At 46.9% G+C, this 16,686-nt stretch carries 13 protein-coding genes; 5 read left to right on the forward strand and 8 right to left on the reverse strand.

All coding sequences use genetic code 11. The features are described from left to right. Nucleotides 1-56: 56 nt before the first annotated feature. A complete protein-coding gene (locus tag K0H60_RS14770; RefSeq protein ID WP_220056199.1) occupies nt 57-533 on the reverse strand; it encodes a MarR family winged helix-turn-helix transcriptional regulator in 477 nt (158 codons plus the stop codon). 327 nt (nt 534-860) lie between these two features. Between K0H60_RS14770 and yiaY the strand changes: the two genes are divergently transcribed. From yiaY to K0H60_RS14785, 3 genes are all read left to right on the forward strand, one after another. Then, nucleotides 861-2,009 carry an L-threonine dehydrogenase gene (gene yiaY / locus K0H60_RS14775; protein WP_088210573.1) on the forward strand — a complete coding sequence of 383 codons (1,149 nt, stop codon included), beginning with the start codon at nt 861-863 and terminating at the stop codon, nt 2,007-2,009. A gap of 691 nt (nt 2,010-2,700) precedes the next feature. After that, on the forward strand, nt 2,701-3,075 hold the full coding sequence (locus K0H60_RS14780; protein ID WP_011717800.1) for a hypothetical protein: 375 nt from the start codon (nt 2,701-2,703) through the stop codon (nt 3,073-3,075). Nucleotides 3,076-3,393: 318 nt separating this feature from the next. Continuing rightward, the gene (locus K0H60_RS14785) at nt 3,394-3,639 is read left to right on the forward strand and encodes a hypothetical protein (RefSeq protein WP_011717801.1); all 246 of its coding nucleotides are present in this window, start codon (nt 3,394-3,396) and stop codon (nt 3,637-3,639) included. Nucleotides 3,640-3,676: 37 nt separating this feature from the next. Here K0H60_RS14785 and K0H60_RS14790 read toward each other — a convergent pair whose 3' ends face one another. From K0H60_RS14790 to aceB, 3 genes are all read right to left on the reverse strand, one after another. Further along, entirely contained in the window at nt 3,677-4,045 is a 369-nt protein-coding gene (locus K0H60_RS14790; RefSeq protein ID WP_011623516.1) for an acyl-CoA thioesterase, read from the reverse strand. 374 nt (nt 4,046-4,419) lie between these two features. Beyond that, nucleotides 4,420-5,742, reverse strand: coding sequence for an isocitrate lyase (gene aceA, locus K0H60_RS14795; protein ID WP_086904378.1), 1,323 nt, complete (start codon nt 5,740-5,742; stop codon nt 4,420-4,422). A gap of 143 nt (nt 5,743-5,885) precedes the next feature. After that, nucleotides 5,886-7,535, reverse strand: coding sequence for a malate synthase A (gene aceB, locus K0H60_RS14800; RefSeq protein ID WP_220056200.1), 1,650 nt, complete (start codon nt 7,533-7,535; stop codon nt 5,886-5,888). Between the two features lie 836 nt (nt 7,536-8,371). On the opposite strand from aceB, the gene K0H60_RS14805 reads away from it, so the two are divergent. Then, entirely contained in the window at nt 8,372-10,819 is a 2,448-nt protein-coding gene (locus K0H60_RS14805; RefSeq protein ID WP_220056201.1) for a TonB-dependent receptor, read from the forward strand. Nucleotides 10,820-10,887: 68 nt separating this feature from the next. Here K0H60_RS14805 and K0H60_RS14810 read toward each other — a convergent pair whose 3' ends face one another. The 4 genes from K0H60_RS14810 to K0H60_RS14825 all read right to left on the reverse strand — a co-directional run bounded on the left by K0H60_RS14810 (nt 10,888) and on the right by K0H60_RS14825 (nt 15,718). Then, entirely contained in the window at nt 10,888-12,657 is a 1,770-nt protein-coding gene (locus K0H60_RS14810; protein WP_220056202.1) for a monovalent cation:proton antiporter-2 (CPA2) family protein, read from the reverse strand. A gap of 221 nt (nt 12,658-12,878) precedes the next feature. Then, nucleotides 12,879-14,606 (reverse strand): tetratricopeptide repeat-containing diguanylate cyclase, encoded by a 1,728-nt coding sequence (locus tag K0H60_RS14815; protein ID WP_220056203.1) that lies wholly within the window; start codon nt 14,604-14,606, stop codon nt 12,879-12,881. 63 nt (nt 14,607-14,669) lie between these two features. After that, nucleotides 14,670-14,882, reverse strand: coding sequence for a hypothetical protein (locus K0H60_RS14820; protein ID WP_086904596.1), 213 nt, complete (start codon nt 14,880-14,882; stop codon nt 14,670-14,672). 44 nt (nt 14,883-14,926) lie between these two features. After that, a complete protein-coding gene (locus K0H60_RS14825; protein ID WP_220056204.1) occupies nt 14,927-15,718 on the reverse strand; it encodes an SAM-dependent methyltransferase in 792 nt (263 codons plus the stop codon). Nucleotides 15,719-16,121: 403 nt separating this feature from the next. Between K0H60_RS14825 and K0H60_RS14830 the strand changes: the two genes are divergently transcribed. Then, the gene (locus K0H60_RS14830; RefSeq protein WP_039978606.1) at nt 16,122-16,613 is read left to right on the forward strand and encodes an outer membrane protein assembly factor BamE; all 492 of its coding nucleotides are present in this window, start codon (nt 16,122-16,124) and stop codon (nt 16,611-16,613) included. Nucleotides 16,614-16,686 lie beyond the last annotated feature (73 nt).

Here is a 16,686-nt window from a genome sequence, read left to right on the forward strand (position 1 = left end):
AAAACAACAAAGCACTGTATGCACAGTGCTTTTTTTCATTTGTGGCCGAAAGGGGATTATTCGTCCCCTTGAATTTTACCCACCAACAACATAGGCGCGGCATCAATTTTATCGGCATCCATCATGGCGGCAATGCGCTCCACCGATGACAGCAACTGACTCTGCTCCCACTCTTCAAGATTTTGATATTGCTTTATAAAGTGCTCTTGAAGTGGTTTAGGCGACTCTTGCAATAATGCCCGCCCCGCCTCACTTAAATGTAAATGCACCTTGCGCTTATCGGACTCGCTGCGTTGACGGATCACTAATCCCCGCCCTTCGAGCCTATCAATAATTGTCGTTACTGTGGCAGGGCTGAGGGTGATTTCTTCAGCCACCTGCTTAGCTAAGGGAGCGCCGAGTTGGGCAATTTTCTGCATCACCATCAACTGCGGACCCGTCAAGCCGGAATGTTTATTGAGTTGCCGGGAATGAATGTCGATAGCGCGGATCACCCTGCGCAGTGAAATCAGCAGTTGTTCGTATTTTTCCATCGTGCTTCGCGTGCTCCTCATCAACCCAACGGCCGCACCTTACCAGAAACTCAGCCACAACTCACCTCGGCGGGCAATTTTATCGCGTAATAATCTGAGTTTAACTAAACAAGTAAAAGCTGAAAAAAGCTTTTAAAAACATAGCGTATATCGAGCCTGATCCCTGTCATAAAAGTTCATTATTTAGTTATCTAGTTCCAACTTTAGTGGGAATTTCACCTCAATAAACTGCCTAAGCCGATCTAGATCACATCTTGAATACCCCTTAATTGGTAGCTTGGTCACCAGAAAGAAACAAATTTAATTTACAAGCAAATAGGTGGACTTATGGCTGCTAAATTTTTTATCCCTTCCGTCAACGTATTAGGCAAAGGCGCCGTCGATGACGCTATCGGAGATATCAAAACCTTAGGCTTTAAACGCGCGTTAATCGTGACGGATAAACCTCTAGTCAAGATTGGTCTGGTCGGTGAAGTGGCCGAAAAGCTCGGTCAAAACGGCATTACTTCAACCGTGTTTGATGGCGTGCAACCCAACCCAACCGTCGGTAACGTCGAAGCGGGTCTTGCACTATTAAAAGCCAATCAATGTGATTTTGTGATTTCATTAGGCGGCGGTTCACCCCACGATTGCGCTAAGGGTATCGCCCTGGTTGCCACCAACGGCGGCAGCATCAAAGACTATGAAGGGTTAGACCAATCCGCTAAACCACAACTGCCATTAGTGGCCATTAACACCACAGCTGGTACCGCCAGTGAAATGACCCGTTTTTGTATCATCACTGACGAAGCTCGTCATATTAAAATGGCGATTGTCGATAAACACACCACCCCATTACTGTCTGTGAATGACCCTGAGTTGATGCTGAAAAAACCAGCGAGCCTCACCGCTGCAACAGGTATGGACGCGCTGACCCACGCGGTTGAAGCCTATGTGTCTATCGCTGCGAACCCAATAACCGATGCCTGCGCCATTAAGGCCATTGAACTTATCCAAGGCAACTTAGTGAATGCGGTAAAACAAGGCCAAGATATTGAAGCCCGCGAGCAAATGGCCTATGCGCAATTCTTAGCGGGTATGGCCTTTAACAACGCCAGCTTAGGTTATGTACATGCGATGGCGCACCAATTAGGCGGTTTCTACGACCTGCCCCACGGTGTGTGTAACGCTCTGTTATTACCCCATGTGCAAGAATACAACGCCAAAGTGGTACCAGATCGCTTAAAAGATATTGCCAAGGCGATGGGTGTCGATGTAGCCAATATGACGGATGAACAAGGTGCAGCGGCGGCGATCGCCGCGATTAAGGCCCTATCCGTTGCGGTAAACATTCCAGAAAACCTGACCTTACTCGGGGTTAAAGCGGAAGATATTCCAACCCTGGCCGAAAACGCCTTAAAGGATGCCTGTGGTTTCACTAACCCTAAACAGGCAACCCATGAAGAGATCTGCCAGATCTTCACTAACGCGTTATAAACCCGCGTTATAGAGCATTCGCATTAACGCCGTCTGTCGCGCGCCAATTGACAGGATGTTGTTCGGCTAGCGCAAGCTAACGACATGAGAATCGGCCCAAACAAGGGATCTTGTTTGGGCCTTTCTTTTGGGCTGATTCAGCCAATTTTTCACTACGCCATAATGTAAAATACCGCCGTAGCGCCGTAATCTTCGGCAGTTGGGATCCCATAGATCGAAAAATCGTCCCAATAGCGTAAAAACGTGATCTTGGTGGGTTACATGCTGTTACAAATCCGCTAGACTGGCTTTAGTTCGCTTTTTCCCTGCAAAAGATGAAGCCAGCTCAGAGGCCCATTCTAAGGAATGGGCCTCTGTCCCTTTTAGCGTCCGCCCCTACACCTCCCCAATAATTTGCTACTGTTTAATGGCTTACAGCGCCATTCAGATCCTGTCGCTTATTTGATGCTTTATTGCGCAGTAATTAAGCAAAAACGAATTTGAGTGCAAAACTGAGAGATAGCACATAGATATTCGTTAAAAACTCATGCTAAATAACACTGAATGGAAATGAATTAACTGACTCATTTTTAAACAAAAATACTTGTAAAAACTGTGATTTAACTCGGGCGATATCAGCGCAATTAATGATTGACCGAATTCAAAAACGATGCCTATGATGGCAGCAACATCCTCAACAGGTAGGTACGCTATGACAGCAATTACTCATGTATATAACTACACAGTTAGATGTCCGCATTACAAAGATCCCGAACATCCAGTGAGTTGGTTAAACCACATCGAATTAAACCAATCCAGTGAAATTGCCTTAAACCGTATCACCAAATGGCACGAACTCTCAGGCAGTAAATCCTTCGAAACCAGTAAGTTTGTAGTCCGTAAAGCCGACAATGAAGAAGCCTACTTCTCCATGCAAAGTGATAGGCTTAAAAATGATGGTCACGCGCTCGTCACCTTTAAAATCTTCCTCGATACCTGCTGTGACGAGGCTGCGCCAGAAGAAATTATGCAGCACCTGATTGATGACTATCAGCAGCGTTTAGCAAAACTTGATCAAGCCTCATAGTGTTTTGCTTGAAAGTGACGTATCACACAAGCGATTAATCGCTAAGTGAAATAGCAACAATGCCAGAGTTAATACTCTGGCATTTTGTTTTACTCACCTTGTTAATCAATCCATTCTAAAACCGTCGTTAATCCGCCGCCTCGTTATCTTGAGCAAGAGACATTTAAGCTTCACTCAAGCAAACTTATGCATTATCCCTACTCCAAAAATTGGGTTCAAAAGATTAGGCTCCAATGATTGGATTTTCAGATTATTAAGGCGCGGTACAGCAGTATTTGGTATCTTGCTTAACAACCGTTAGTTTTCAGGATGAGTACAATGAAAAAAGCCACGCTCATAATATTACCACTGCTACTGGCCACCACGGCCTGCGCCGATTTAAAGGATGCGGGTCGCGCCATAGGCACCACCACTAAAGATGTGACGAAAGAGATTGGTCATGCCACTCGCGACACCACCAAAGAGATTGGCCACGCCACCCGCGATACCACCAAAGCCATTGGTCATGCCTCACGGGATGCGGTGAAATCGGTCAAAGAAGAACTGACTGAAGATTCGGAGTGACGCCCATGCGTCACTCTGCTTTATCGGGTCTCAATCCCTAGGCCGCATTGGCACGAATACCGTGGGGCACGGGTAACCCTTGGGCATTCACATTCACAAACACCATCTTATCGATACTGACCACTGGCGCTTGCGTCATCTTATTACGCACTTGGCAACTGACCGTAATGGAACTGTGGCCAAGGCTGACAAGCTCCAAGCCAAATTCCAACACATCCCCTTGGCGCGCTGGCGTCATAAAATTGATTTCAGAAATCAACTTAGTCACATGGCTGCTGCTCTTCATCTGGCACGCAGCAAAGATGGCCGCCTCCTCGTCAATCCAACTCAATAACTGGCCGCCAAATAGGGTATTTGCAGGATTTAAATGTTCAGGTTTGACTAAACGACGACTGTAATATTTCATGACGGTGACCTCACTGTGAATGCCAAGTTTTACCGCTAATGCACAGCATTATTTAGGCCAAGATAAATAGCCATTGAATAACAATGAGATAGCATTAAGTCATTGTAAAACAGTTAAAAAATTGCACCAACTCGAGTCAGAGTTGCACCAGAATAATCAATTAGATAAAAAAATAGCGACTCAGAGAGTCGCCAAGCTCAGGCAAGCAATGTATTGACTGGGTAGGAAGTTAAGTCACAAGGTTTGACTTAAAAACCCGTGCAGCACATGTAGGCGAACTGCACGGGGGACAACAGCTGCAATGCAGCTAAACACAGGGTTTACGGGTACAACATCTTACGGGTAGAACCTATTCGCGATACAGCAGACTTAGCTTAAAACTGCTCTTCTTCGGTCGAGCCAGTCAGCGCAGTGACCGATGAATGACCGCCTTGGATCACTGTGGTGACTTGGTCGAAGTAACCAGTACCCACTTCCTGTTGATGCGCGACGAAGGTGTAGCCTTTCTTCGCTGCTGCAAACTCAACTTCTTGAACTTTCTCAACATAATGCTTCATACCTTCACCACGAGCGTAGTCGTAAGCTAGGTCAAACATGTTGTACCACATGTTATGGATACCCGCTAAAGTGATGAACTGGTACTTGTAGCCCATGTCCGACAGCTCTTGTTGGAAGCGCGCAATCGTCGCGTCATCCAAGTTTTTCTTCCAATTGAACGAAGGTGAACAGTTGTAGGCCAGTAATTGGTCTGGGTACTGAGCATGGATTGCCTCAGCAAAGCGGCGTGCTTCTTCTAAGTCAGGCTTAGCGGTTTCACACCAAATTAAATCCGCATAAGGTGCGTAGGCAAGACCGCGAGAAATCGCTTGGTCTAGACCCGCTTTCACGCGGTAGAAACCTTCACTGGTGCGCTCGCCAGTCACGAAGTCACGATCGTATGGGTCGCAATCAGAGGTCAATAAATCCGCTGCGTTCGCATCGGTACGAGCGATAACTAAGGTTTCAACACCGCTCACGTCGGCTGCAAGGCGCGCTGCAACTAACTTTTGTACCGCTTCTTGGGTCGGTACTAATACTTTACCGCCCATGTGGCCGCACTTTTTCACTGAGGCCAATTGGTCTTCAAAGTGCACACCGGCGGCGCCAGCGTCGATCATCGACTTCATCAACTCGAACGCATTCAGTACGCCACCAAAACCCGCTTCCGCATCGGCAATAATCGGCAGGAAGTAATCGACAAAGTTTTCTTCTTCCGGATTAACACCATTGCTCCACTGAATTTGGTCTGCACGGCGGAAAGAGTTGTTAATACGTGCAACGACAGCAGGTACTGAGTTTGCTGGGTATAAAGATTGGTCTGGGTACATAGTGCCCGCTAAGTTAGCGTCGGCCGCCACTTGCCAACCAGACAGATAAATTGCTTCGATACCGGCTTTAGCCTGTTGTACCGCTTGACCGCCAGTCAGTGCACCTAACGAGTTCACATAACCTTTTTTTGCGCCACCGTTGACTAAATCCCACAGTTTAGCGGCACCTCGTTTGGCAATGGTGTTTTCAGGTACGATAGAACCACGAAGAGCCACAACTTCCTCTGCAGTGTATGGGCGACGCACGTTTTTCCAACGTGGATTTTCAGCCCAATCTTTTTTGATTGCGTCAATTTGTGCCTGACGTGAAGTCTGTGTTGCCTTAGTCATAGTGTCACTCCTTTCTCTGTGATGTTGTAGCAAGTGAAGCTGCCCCACAGCCTCACTCTGCCCATTGGTTTAATTGGCGGCTTTACCGCCATAACGCATTCCATGTAAACGCATTCAGTGTTACAGCATTAAAACGCTAATCATTAAGCCGTTAGCATCTCGTAACCGGGTAAGGTTAAGAAATCGACCAACTCATCCGAAGTGGTAATATCCTCAAGCAATACCGCCGCTTGGGTAAATTTGCCATGGGTGAATCTGTCACCGCCTACTTCTTTTTTCACATTCGCTAACTCTTCCACCAGCATGTCCTTAAACAATTGTTTAGTGACGGGTTTGCCGTTTGAGAGTGACTTGCCATGTTGGATCCATTGCCAAATCGAGGCGCGGGAGATTTCAGCGGTTGCCGCATCTTCCATTAATCCGTAAATCGGTACACAACCGTTGCCACTGATCCACGCCTCAAGGTATTGCAGAGCGATGCGAATATTCAGGCGCATCCCTTGCTCAGTACGCTCGCCATCGCAGGGTTTTAATAACTCTGCGGCGAGAATCGGTGCATCCACATCACGGGTGATATGCAATTGGTTTTGATGATCTTGGCCTATGTATTCGTTAAAGATCCCCATCGCCGTATCCGCAAGACCTGGGTGAGCGACCCAAGTCCCATCGTGGCCATTACGAGCCTCAAGCTCTTTGTCCTTACGTACCCGTTGCAACACGGTTTCGTTCTGAGCGGGATCCTTCGCCGGAATAAAGGCCGCCATGCCGCCCATCGCCAGTGCGCCACGTTTATGGCAGGTTTTGATCAGCAGTCTTGAATAGGCACTTAAGAAAGGCGTATCCATGGTCACCGCTTGGCGATCCGGTAAAACGCGGTCGCTATGACGCTTTAATGTTTTGATATAGCTGAAGATATAATCCCAGCGGCCACAGTTGAGCGCGACAATGTTTGAGCGTAATTCATAGAGAATTTCGTCCATTTCAAACACCGCGGGTAAGGTCTCAATCAAACAAGTACATTTGATTGTGCCAGGCTGTAGGCAGAATCTTTCTTCAACAAAAGCAAACACTTTTGCCCACCAACGCGCTTCGATATGGCTCTCGAGTTTAGGAATATAGAAGTAAGGACCACTGCCCTTCGCCAGCAATTGGCGATAGTTATGGTAAAAGTACATCGCAAAGTCGAATAAGGCGCCAGGAATGGACTGCAGGTTAAATTCAACGTGCTTCTCTTTTAAGTGCAGGCCACGCACACGGCAGATTAATACCGCAGGATTTGGGCCTAACTTGTAGTGTTTACCGGTTTCTGGCGCTGTGTATTCAATCTCACCGCGCACGGCATCACGTAGGTTAATCTGACCTTCCACGACTTTCTGCCAGCTCGGTGCTAAGGAGTCTTCAAAATCCGCCATAAACACTTTGGCATTGGCATTAAGTGCATTGATCACCATCTTACGTTCGACGGGACCGGTGATTTCGACACGGCGATCGAGTAAGTCATTCGGAATGCCGCGGATCTTCCATGCACCGTCACGAATAGCGCGAGTCTCAGGTAAAAAGTCAGGCAAAGCCCCTTTATCGATACGCGCCTGTCTATCTTTACGTTTGGCGAGTAAGGTGGGCACTTCTGTCGCAAATTCACGGCAAAGTGACTCAAGCAACGCCAGCGCGCCTTCGGTAAAAATCACCTCCTGCCCTGGTATGGTATTTCCCACTAAGGCCAGAGTGCCATTCGCAGTGGCCTTATTCTGTGTCGAATTCAATTGCTGTTCACCTAAAGTGTGTTCCGTCATCTTCTCGCCCTCCCAAGAGGCTAACCTTTTGCTCGTTTACGACCCGTTACCAGCAAAGACATGAGTAATATGTACAAACATTCACCTAAAAACATTCAAATGTTCGTTTAGAACCAAAACTTACAGACAAACATTTGTATTTGCAACTATCCAAAAGTGCCATAACCGCTCAATAATTTGACCAAAAAACCTCTCAAAATTGGTCTGACCAAGACAAGGGGCACAACTCAAATGACTGATAAATAATAACTTTAAAAATTTAAGCTAAATGAGTTTTTTCTTATCGTGAAATTTGTCAGACAACTTTACCACTCAAAGCTCATTGTAATTTTATACGTAATTTAATTACCAATTGAAAATTTAAATATACAGCATTTTTGACCTATTCGACCTAAGTAGAAACCTGTGCGCGTTTTGAACTCCACCCGGAGGAAAGCGGTAAAAATCAACAAAACCAAGCAATTAACAAAATAGAAACAGAATAAAAATTTAAACACTCGTTTAACTATTACGTTTACGTAAACAGTCAAATAAATAGGGAGAGAGTGACAGGGATCACGGGTTATGTTTCTCGATCAAAAAGCCGAGTCGATATGGTTAACCCAAAAAAATAAATCACTTTTTTATAAAAAAAATGAAACAAATTAGAATTCTGACCCTGTGTTGCTTCAAATGAGGGCAACAGGTGATAGTGAAGGTCTTTATCCCCAACGCAGTTAACCGTATTTCGTATGTAAAGATAACCAAGGTTCATGGTCTTTTAAGCGCCAAACAAGGGGTTGCAAAGTAGATGAAAATCATTATCATTCGCGACCTTTCTGATTGGGGGACTTTCAATGCCAGTATTACAGCCTGTATTTCGCTTATCACTTATTGCACTCGCCTGCCTCAGTGCTTTACCACACACAGCCTACGCCGATGACACACCTTCCGCTCGCGATGAAAACGTCGAACGCATAACGGTATACGGCAGACAAAACTCTGTGGTGAAAAACTCAGGACTTGCGACTAAGTCAGATATGTCCTTAATGGAAACCCCTGCGGCGGTTGTTATCGTTGACCAGGAACTGATTAACAGCCAAGGAGTCGATAATCTGCAGGACTTGATCCGCAATATCAGTGGGGTGACTCAAGCAGGCAATAACTACGGCATTGGGGATAACTTGGTTATTCGCGGTCTCGGCGCAAACTACACCTATGACGGCATGTATGGCGGTGCCGGCCTTGGCAATACCTTTAACCCCACTCGCTCCCTAACCAATGTGGAATCCGTTGAGGTTTTAAAAGGGCCTGCTACTGGACTCTACGGCATGGGCAGCGCGGGTGGCGTGATCAACCTGATTGAAAAGAAACCGCAATTTGAATCCAAACACAAAATCACCACAGAAGTTGGCCAGTGGGATACCTACTCTTTCGCCATCGATAGCACGGGTGGGATCACCGATGATCTTGCTTATCGTTTAGTGGCCAAAACCGCCCGCAGTGAAGGCTACCGTGATTTAGGCGCCGACCGTGATGAAGTGTTCGGCTCACTCAAGTGGGTATTAAGTGATAACCAAGATCTGATGCTGTCAGGCGCATATATCAAAGACGCCATTGCCGTTGACTCCATCGGCCATCCAATCCGTATCTACAATGCCGATTCTGTCGGCGGTAAAACCGCGGGTGAAGTCACTTGGCAAGATTTGATAAACGATCCTAAGGGTCAAGGCGTACAACTGACCGACGAGCAGCGTCAGCAATTAGCGGCATCACTCGCCAGCGGTGATGGCTTAACTCCCTATTCCTTCGGTGACGCGGGATTAATTTCGCCCATGGCAAAGGATAATGAAGGTGAAGAATTAAGATTCAAGCTGACCCACAATATCTACTTTACCGATAATCTGTTCCTCAATCAGCAGTTGCAATATCGCGACTACACTACAGGTTTTGCCCGTCAAACAGGGGCTTACAACTATGTGTACTGGAATAACAAAGGCAAGATAAACGCCGATCCCCGCGCGCCACTGGTTGAAAATGGTGTGCTCTATCCCTTTGCCGCCAGACGTCAGGAATACCGCCAGCTCGATGCAGAAGAAACCTCGTGGCAGTATTTTGCCGATCTACGTTACGACTTCCAAATAGGCAATATCGACAACGAATTGCTGGTGAATGCTAACTACGAAGATCGTAACATTCGCCTCGAGCAATTCTCGATTTACGATGCGGATCAGGTGATTAAGAATAAGCAAGGCGAAGTGATTTACCGTGGTTCGCTACCGTACATTTACGATATCCGCAATCCAAACTGGGGAACGGGTAAATTTGCCGACTACGATCCGCTCAAAACCGCCAACTACAACAAAAAAGTCAGCGCTTGGGGCTTAGGCGTGCAACATGTTGGTTATTTAGGTTATGGCTTTACCACCCGTGTGGGTGTGGCCTTTAACGAAATCAAACAGAGCTATGAGCACTTAGGTGTGGATGAGCGCTACAGCGCGAGTCAAGCGAGCCCCACTCCTGAGGAAGATAGCAAAGATAACGGTGTGACCTACAACTTGGGCTTAACTTATATGCCCATTGACGATTTATCGTTTTTCGTCAATCACTCAAAGGGCCGCACCGCCTACAGCATCTTAGGTTCTATCACAGGGGAAAATACCGACCGCGAAGACTCTGAATCCGTCAGTAACGATCTCGGCATGCGCTTTAAAGCCTTTGACGATCAGATGCTAGCTTCGCTGGTGTTCTTTAAAAGCTCACGCACGAATGTGCCTTACAACAACCCCGACTATAACGCTGGCGTGTCAGGTGCCGAGGTGCCGGTGTACTTTTACGATGGCAGCGAAGATACCCAAGGGGTCGAGTTGGATCTCAATGCCCACCTAAACGATAACTGGCGCATCAACCTGAACGGCATGTATCAGGATGCGAGGGATAAACAAAACCCGAATGACAAAGCCAACTACGACAGCCGTCAAAAAGGTGTGCCCTATGTGACCGCCAGCGCTTGGGTAACCTATGGTGCAGACTGGTTTGCCTTATCAAGCCCCATTGAGCTGAGTTTAGGCGCCAAGTATGTGGATGATAGAAGCACGCACTCAAGCTCATTTGGTATCCCAGATGGTTATGTGCCGAGCTACACCTTAGTGGATTCAGCCATCAGCTACGCCACCGACTCCTGGAAGTTACAGTTGAATATCAACAACCTATTCAATAAAGATTATTACAGTAAGGCGATGTTCCTCGGCGGTATGCCAGGCGAAGAGCGTAATGTGAAACTGCAATATAGCTACAGTTTCTAAGCGCTTTCCTTAAGCCCATAAACAACAAGAGAGCCCATCGGCTCTCTTGTTTGTTTTAGCCAGCTGACTTAACTGACATTCTCCCGGTCGCCACGCATCAGCGACTCCAACTCAGCTTTCCCTTTATTGGATAAATCAAGGAGCTTGGCTAAATCATGTTGATGGGCCGAGCTGGCTATCACCAGCTTTTTATCGTGCTCGGCAAAAATCTTCACCCGTTCATTGGCTTGCACCTGCGATAAACCTAAGCCCTGCAAAATCTTCTCACTGGCAGATAAAGCAGAACCAAAGGTTTCACGGAACACATCGGTCACCCCAAGGCTCATTAATCGATAGGCATGGTTACGGTCCCGCGCCCGAGCAACGATATTGATATGGGGGAAATGGGTTTTCACCTGCTGGGCAATTTCAATCGAATCCTCAACATTATCAACGGCCAGTAGCAACAGGCGCGAACGTGCAATCCCCGCCGACATCAACATATCTAAACGTCTGGCATCGCCAAAATAGACCTCACCACCGTATTTGCGGATCACATCCACATGGCTGGCATCCTTATCTAAAGCCACAAACGGAATGCCCGATGACGCTAAAATCCGCCCAGTGATCTGCCCCACCCGCCCAAATCCGGCAATCACCACCTCAGATTCAGTCACATTAATGGTATCGGGCAAACGTGTATCCACCACCTTAGGTTTAGTGGCTCTAAAAAGCGTGAAAATCATCGGTGTAACTGCCATGGATAAACCGATAGCGAGCACTAAGATTTGCGCGATTTTATCATCCACTATGCTGGATAATTGCGCCTGCGACAGCAGCACGAAGGCAAACTCACCGCCTTCGGCCAAGATAAGGCCTAGAGCAATACTCGGGCGCCATGCATGGTGCCGTAAACGGCCAAGGAGCATCAGCACGAGAGTCTTAATCAGTAACATGCCCAGCAAAATCGCGAGAATGAGTAAGGGATCGGTTAAGAACAGCTTGAGATCCATACTCATGCCCACGGCCATAAAAAACAGCCCAAGCAGTAAGCCCTTAAAAGGTTCAATATCGGTTTCAAGCTGATGTCGGTAGCTGGAGTTCGCCAACATAATTCCGGCTAAGAATGCGCCCATACCCGCCGACAGCCCCAGCCACTCCATCAATTCGGCGCTGCCCATCACCAGCAATAATGCAAAAGCCGTTAACACCTCACGAACCCCGCTGCTGGCGACAAGTTTAAGTGCCCGCGGTAACAGATATTTGCCCACTAACACAAAGCCCACTAAGGCCACACAGGTCCAATACCATGGCACCGCATGGTGCTCAATCTGGGCCGAATTAGGTGCAAGGTAAGCGGTTAATAGCAACATGGGGATCACGGCGAGATCTTGCATTAACAACACCCCAAAGGCATCACGGCCAAGCGGAGTGGTCAGTAGTCTATGTTCGCTCATCAGCTGCACCGCAAAAGCCGTCGATGATAGTGATAACGCTGCGCCCACCACTAATGCCGCCTCAATGGATAAGCCAAATCCCCAGGCTAAACCGCCAATTGCCGCCCAAGAAAGGAGTAACTGACCACTGCCGAGACCAAAGATGGCGCTGCGCAGCTCCCATAACTTGCTCGGATTGAGTTCAAGCCCGAGGACAAACAGCATCAGTACCACACCCAGCTCGGCAAAATGCAGCACGGCGGCGGGATCAGACACCAGCGCCATGCCTCCGGGGCCTAGAATCACCCCGGCAGCGAGATAAGACAGAATCGGTCCTGCGCCAAAACGTTTGCCCAAGGGCACAAAAATCACCGCGGCCAATAAAAATAACAATACAGAAGTGAGCAGACTCGACTCTTCCATTAGGGCTCCACAACGTTAGCGAAAGGCAAAAATAGGGGGATAGCCTTAAGCAAAAAAGCTTCGGCTACCGCTGGCAATCATACTCTAGTTAGACAGGAAAAAGTGTGAAAAATTGGCCTAAAAATCATCGAAAAAAACAAGAAATAAGCGAAACAGCGAAAGAAGAAATCTACGTTACATTAGCCTAAACAGTCAGTTACACAGACAATACAACTCGTACGCTACTGCCTTGCAAACTGACTGGTAATATTGGTGGCGCGTTTATCTGAGGCTAAAGCGTCCTCATAACAGAATACACTGTTACGACCATTGGATTTTGCGGCATACAGCGCCATATCGGCACGGTGCAGCAAAGGGTCTAGGCTTAAGTCTTCTTTTGTCATACCGCTGACCCCAAAGCTCGCGGTGATAGTAAATTTATGCCCCGAGAGATGCGTATCAATGGCTTCGAGTCGTCGACGGCATTGTTCGGCAACTTCCATTCCCTTTTCCTCATTGGCATAGGGCAAAAACAACGCAAATTCCTCACCGCCAATCCGGGCAAACACATCACCATTGCGGACATGGGGTTTTAATACTTCCACGACTTTTTTAAGCGCCCAGTCACCCGTACCATGGCCGTAGGAATCATTAATCCGTTTAAAATGGTCCAAGTCGAATAAAATTACGCAATAATCGCCCCCTCGGGCGGCGGCTTGCACAAACAGATTTTCGCCAAGATCTTGCCCTGCACCACGGTTAAGCACGCCCGTCAATGCATCCATTCTGGCCATGCGCATAAAACGCCGTTTTTGCAAATTGCCCACCACTAACAAAATCGCGAGGAAAAACAGCCCGCCCACTAATATCGTGATAAACATCAGCATATTAGTGTATTCACGTTCTTTTACCGTTTGCTGAGCAATGTAAAGTTCGCGCTCTTTATTCAGCAAGTTGATTTCACGCGCCTGCTCATCGGCATTAAACTTAGCCGCTTGATAAGCAAGGGTTTTCATCTTAGATTGGTCAAAAATCAGTTGATTATAATGTTGCTCTTTTCTGGAGTATTCATAGGCTTGCTCAAATTGTTTGTCCGCCGCCATCAACTCGGCAAACACTTTGTAGGCAATATGCTTATGTTCGATATAACTATTATCATCGGGAAATGTGAGCACTTTAACTGCGTGACTTTTGGCTTGAACCAGCTCACCCGTTGCAAAGTAATTCTCAGCAAGTAGTGCATGCACATGGCTGATTTCTAATTGAAATTGAAAAGCTTCATACCCTTTTAACGCTAATAGTAAAATCGCTCTCGCGTCTAAATAGTAACCCCGCTCCTGCAAAACCATCCCTTTGCCTTTCATCGACATAGTCGCCAAAAGGGGAAATTGCTTCGCATCACAATATTGACGGCTATCTTCGAAGGCATCGAAGGCGTCGGGACTTTTCACACCGAGCAAGTAAATCGCCCGCAGCAATTTGGCATGGCAAATATCGCGAACATCGGTTTCCTGAGCGAGTTGTAACACCTTATTGGCATAGAGGCCCATATCGCTATAAGCATCCATTTCAGAATAAATATTGGCAATTCTTAGATAGGAGTGACGTTTAATCGTAATATCATCGATATTCACCACTAGGGCTAATGCTTTGGCGACAGCCGACAAGGCTTTGTCATAGTCGCGCATCCCTATATAGACAGTGGCTTGATAGCTATAAACTGACGCTAATAACTCAGAACTTGTGATTAAGGTTTCGGCCTGATGTAAATCGTCTAACGCTTTGGCATATTCACTGACAAAAATATAACTAATGGCTCTGTCAATTCTTAGTCTGCCTTTTTGTGTCGGGGTTAATCCGCTAAATACGGTCTCATATTCGGCCAGTTTTTTCTGCGCTGCGCTAAGATCAGATTGCAGTAATACATCAAGCTCATTGAGTGCCTGATCAAAATCGAGAGAGTTAGCCATCAACGCTGTCGACCACAAAGCAAAGATGGCTAATAGGGCGCAACGCAACCGTTTCAAGATAAGTTAATTATTACCATGATTCACTAATAAGAAGGCTTGATAGTCTTGGTCACCACTTAACGTTTTGAGCTTTTCCATATCCCCAGTCATTACAGCGTTAATTTCTTCATCAGTTAATCCGTGGGCACGCATCACCGCCTCTGGATTCTGTTTATAGTCTTCCATTAACTGCGCATCTTGGCCTAACTGGGTAAAAAAATCCGATAATGCAGACATACTTATTCCTTATTGTTAATAATGACTCAATATCACACTTCAATTTAGCCCAAATCTTCGGGACCGATCCCTAACTTAGCCAAAATAGCATAGTTGTACTCTAGCTTTTTTGCTGGCGGAATTAACAACGTACTAATCGGTGTTAAGTGTGCTTGGGGTAAATTCGCTAAAGGTAAACGCTCGATACGCGGGGCTTGGATTGGCAAATTGGCCGCTTCGTAGATGACCACCTCATGGTCGAGGGGATACCATTGGTTCAACTGCTCCACGAGGATCTGCAACCTATCACTCGAGGTATGAAATTGGGTTAGGGTATGTTCGCCCGCAATCGCGATTTGCCAGAGTAATAAGTGGGTGGTGGGATCGGGCACATGGTTGAAAAACATAAACTGGCTGGCTTCAAAGCTTTGATGACCTGAGTTACCAGGGTCAATCCCTAAGTCGGCCCACAGGCAAGCTTCGGCCGAAATCCCCGGCTCCATCTTGGCCGAAAACCCTTCGGCCTTAGCGCGAGAAATGGCCATATGGGATACACAGGCAAACACGCCCGGATGACCATAGAGTGCACACACGGTTTTTTTACCCGCTCTCACCGCATCTAGAATGGCATTGACCATTTGCTCGTAGGTGTCTCGGCGATTTTTAACTTCACCATTTTGCGCATAAAACTGCTGCAAATTGATGACATTGGGGTTGAGCTTCGTCAACCAACGCTGCGAGAAACCGTCGGGTAAGAGTGAAAACACAATATCGGCATGTTCAATATAGCTGCGGCTTAATACGCTAATTTGCCCCGCGAGCTGTAACCCCGTACCCACACAAACGAGTGATCCCAATGGTCTCTCCTAAAAATGCACTGCCGCAGGCTTATTGATGAACTCAAGCCATAACCTTGATAGCAACCGCTAAACCCTATGCTACTCCCTAAAGTCGCGAAAAAATGCTAACACCATCAAAGTAAAACACTTTCACAACTCTACCCATGTTTTCACAACATTGCTACATGACTATTTCAACTTTGCTTAACTTTACGGTTTTTCAGCGCAATTTACCGCGGGGCAGCTTATTTAAGCCCTATGATAAGCATAAAAATCTTCACTCATCGCGAACTAAAACGCGCCGCTTAGGTCGAAAACTCACACAATTGCAACGATAAGCGCCGCAACGCCCAATTACCCTTGTCATAAGGGGGAGTGCTTGGGTATGATGGCCGCCAGATTTTCAGAAGTAGCGCATACAATGATCAATAAAAAGCAAAGTCTTACCCTGCTGAGTGCCATTGCGCTCTCAGTTTCGCTCAGTGCCTGTAGCGTGTTTGATTGGCTGATCTATAAGCCCGATATTCCGCAAGGCAACTACATGGAGCCGCAACAGGTTGAAAAGTTGCGTATCGACATGACCAAAGAGCAGGCCGAATACATTCTTGGTCGCCCAGTATTGCGTGACAGCTTTGCCGATGATACTTGGTATTATGTGTACCACTATAAGAGTGGCCGTGATGCGAGCATTACCCACAAAGAACTGATCCTGCACTTTACCGGTAACAAATTAAGCTTAGTGAAGGGCGACTATGAATTAAGCCCAGAGTTTAATACGCCGCTTGAGCAGAGTAAGTTACCTATGGCCAACACCGCTGAGTCTGCGCCACTTGTGCCAGCACAGCGCCCAGATGAAAAGCCATTAGTGAAAGAAAATCAAACAGAAGCGCAAGTTCAAAAGCCAATCAAGTAAGCACACTGGTTTAGCACTTGCCTTAAAACAAAAAGCGCCCATGGCGCTTTTTGTTTGTTCGTGTTGCGGACAA

The organism is Shewanella mangrovisoli (assembly GCF_019457635.1).
Classification (GTDB): Bacteria; Pseudomonadota; Gammaproteobacteria; order Enterobacterales; family Shewanellaceae; genus Shewanella; species Shewanella mangrovisoli.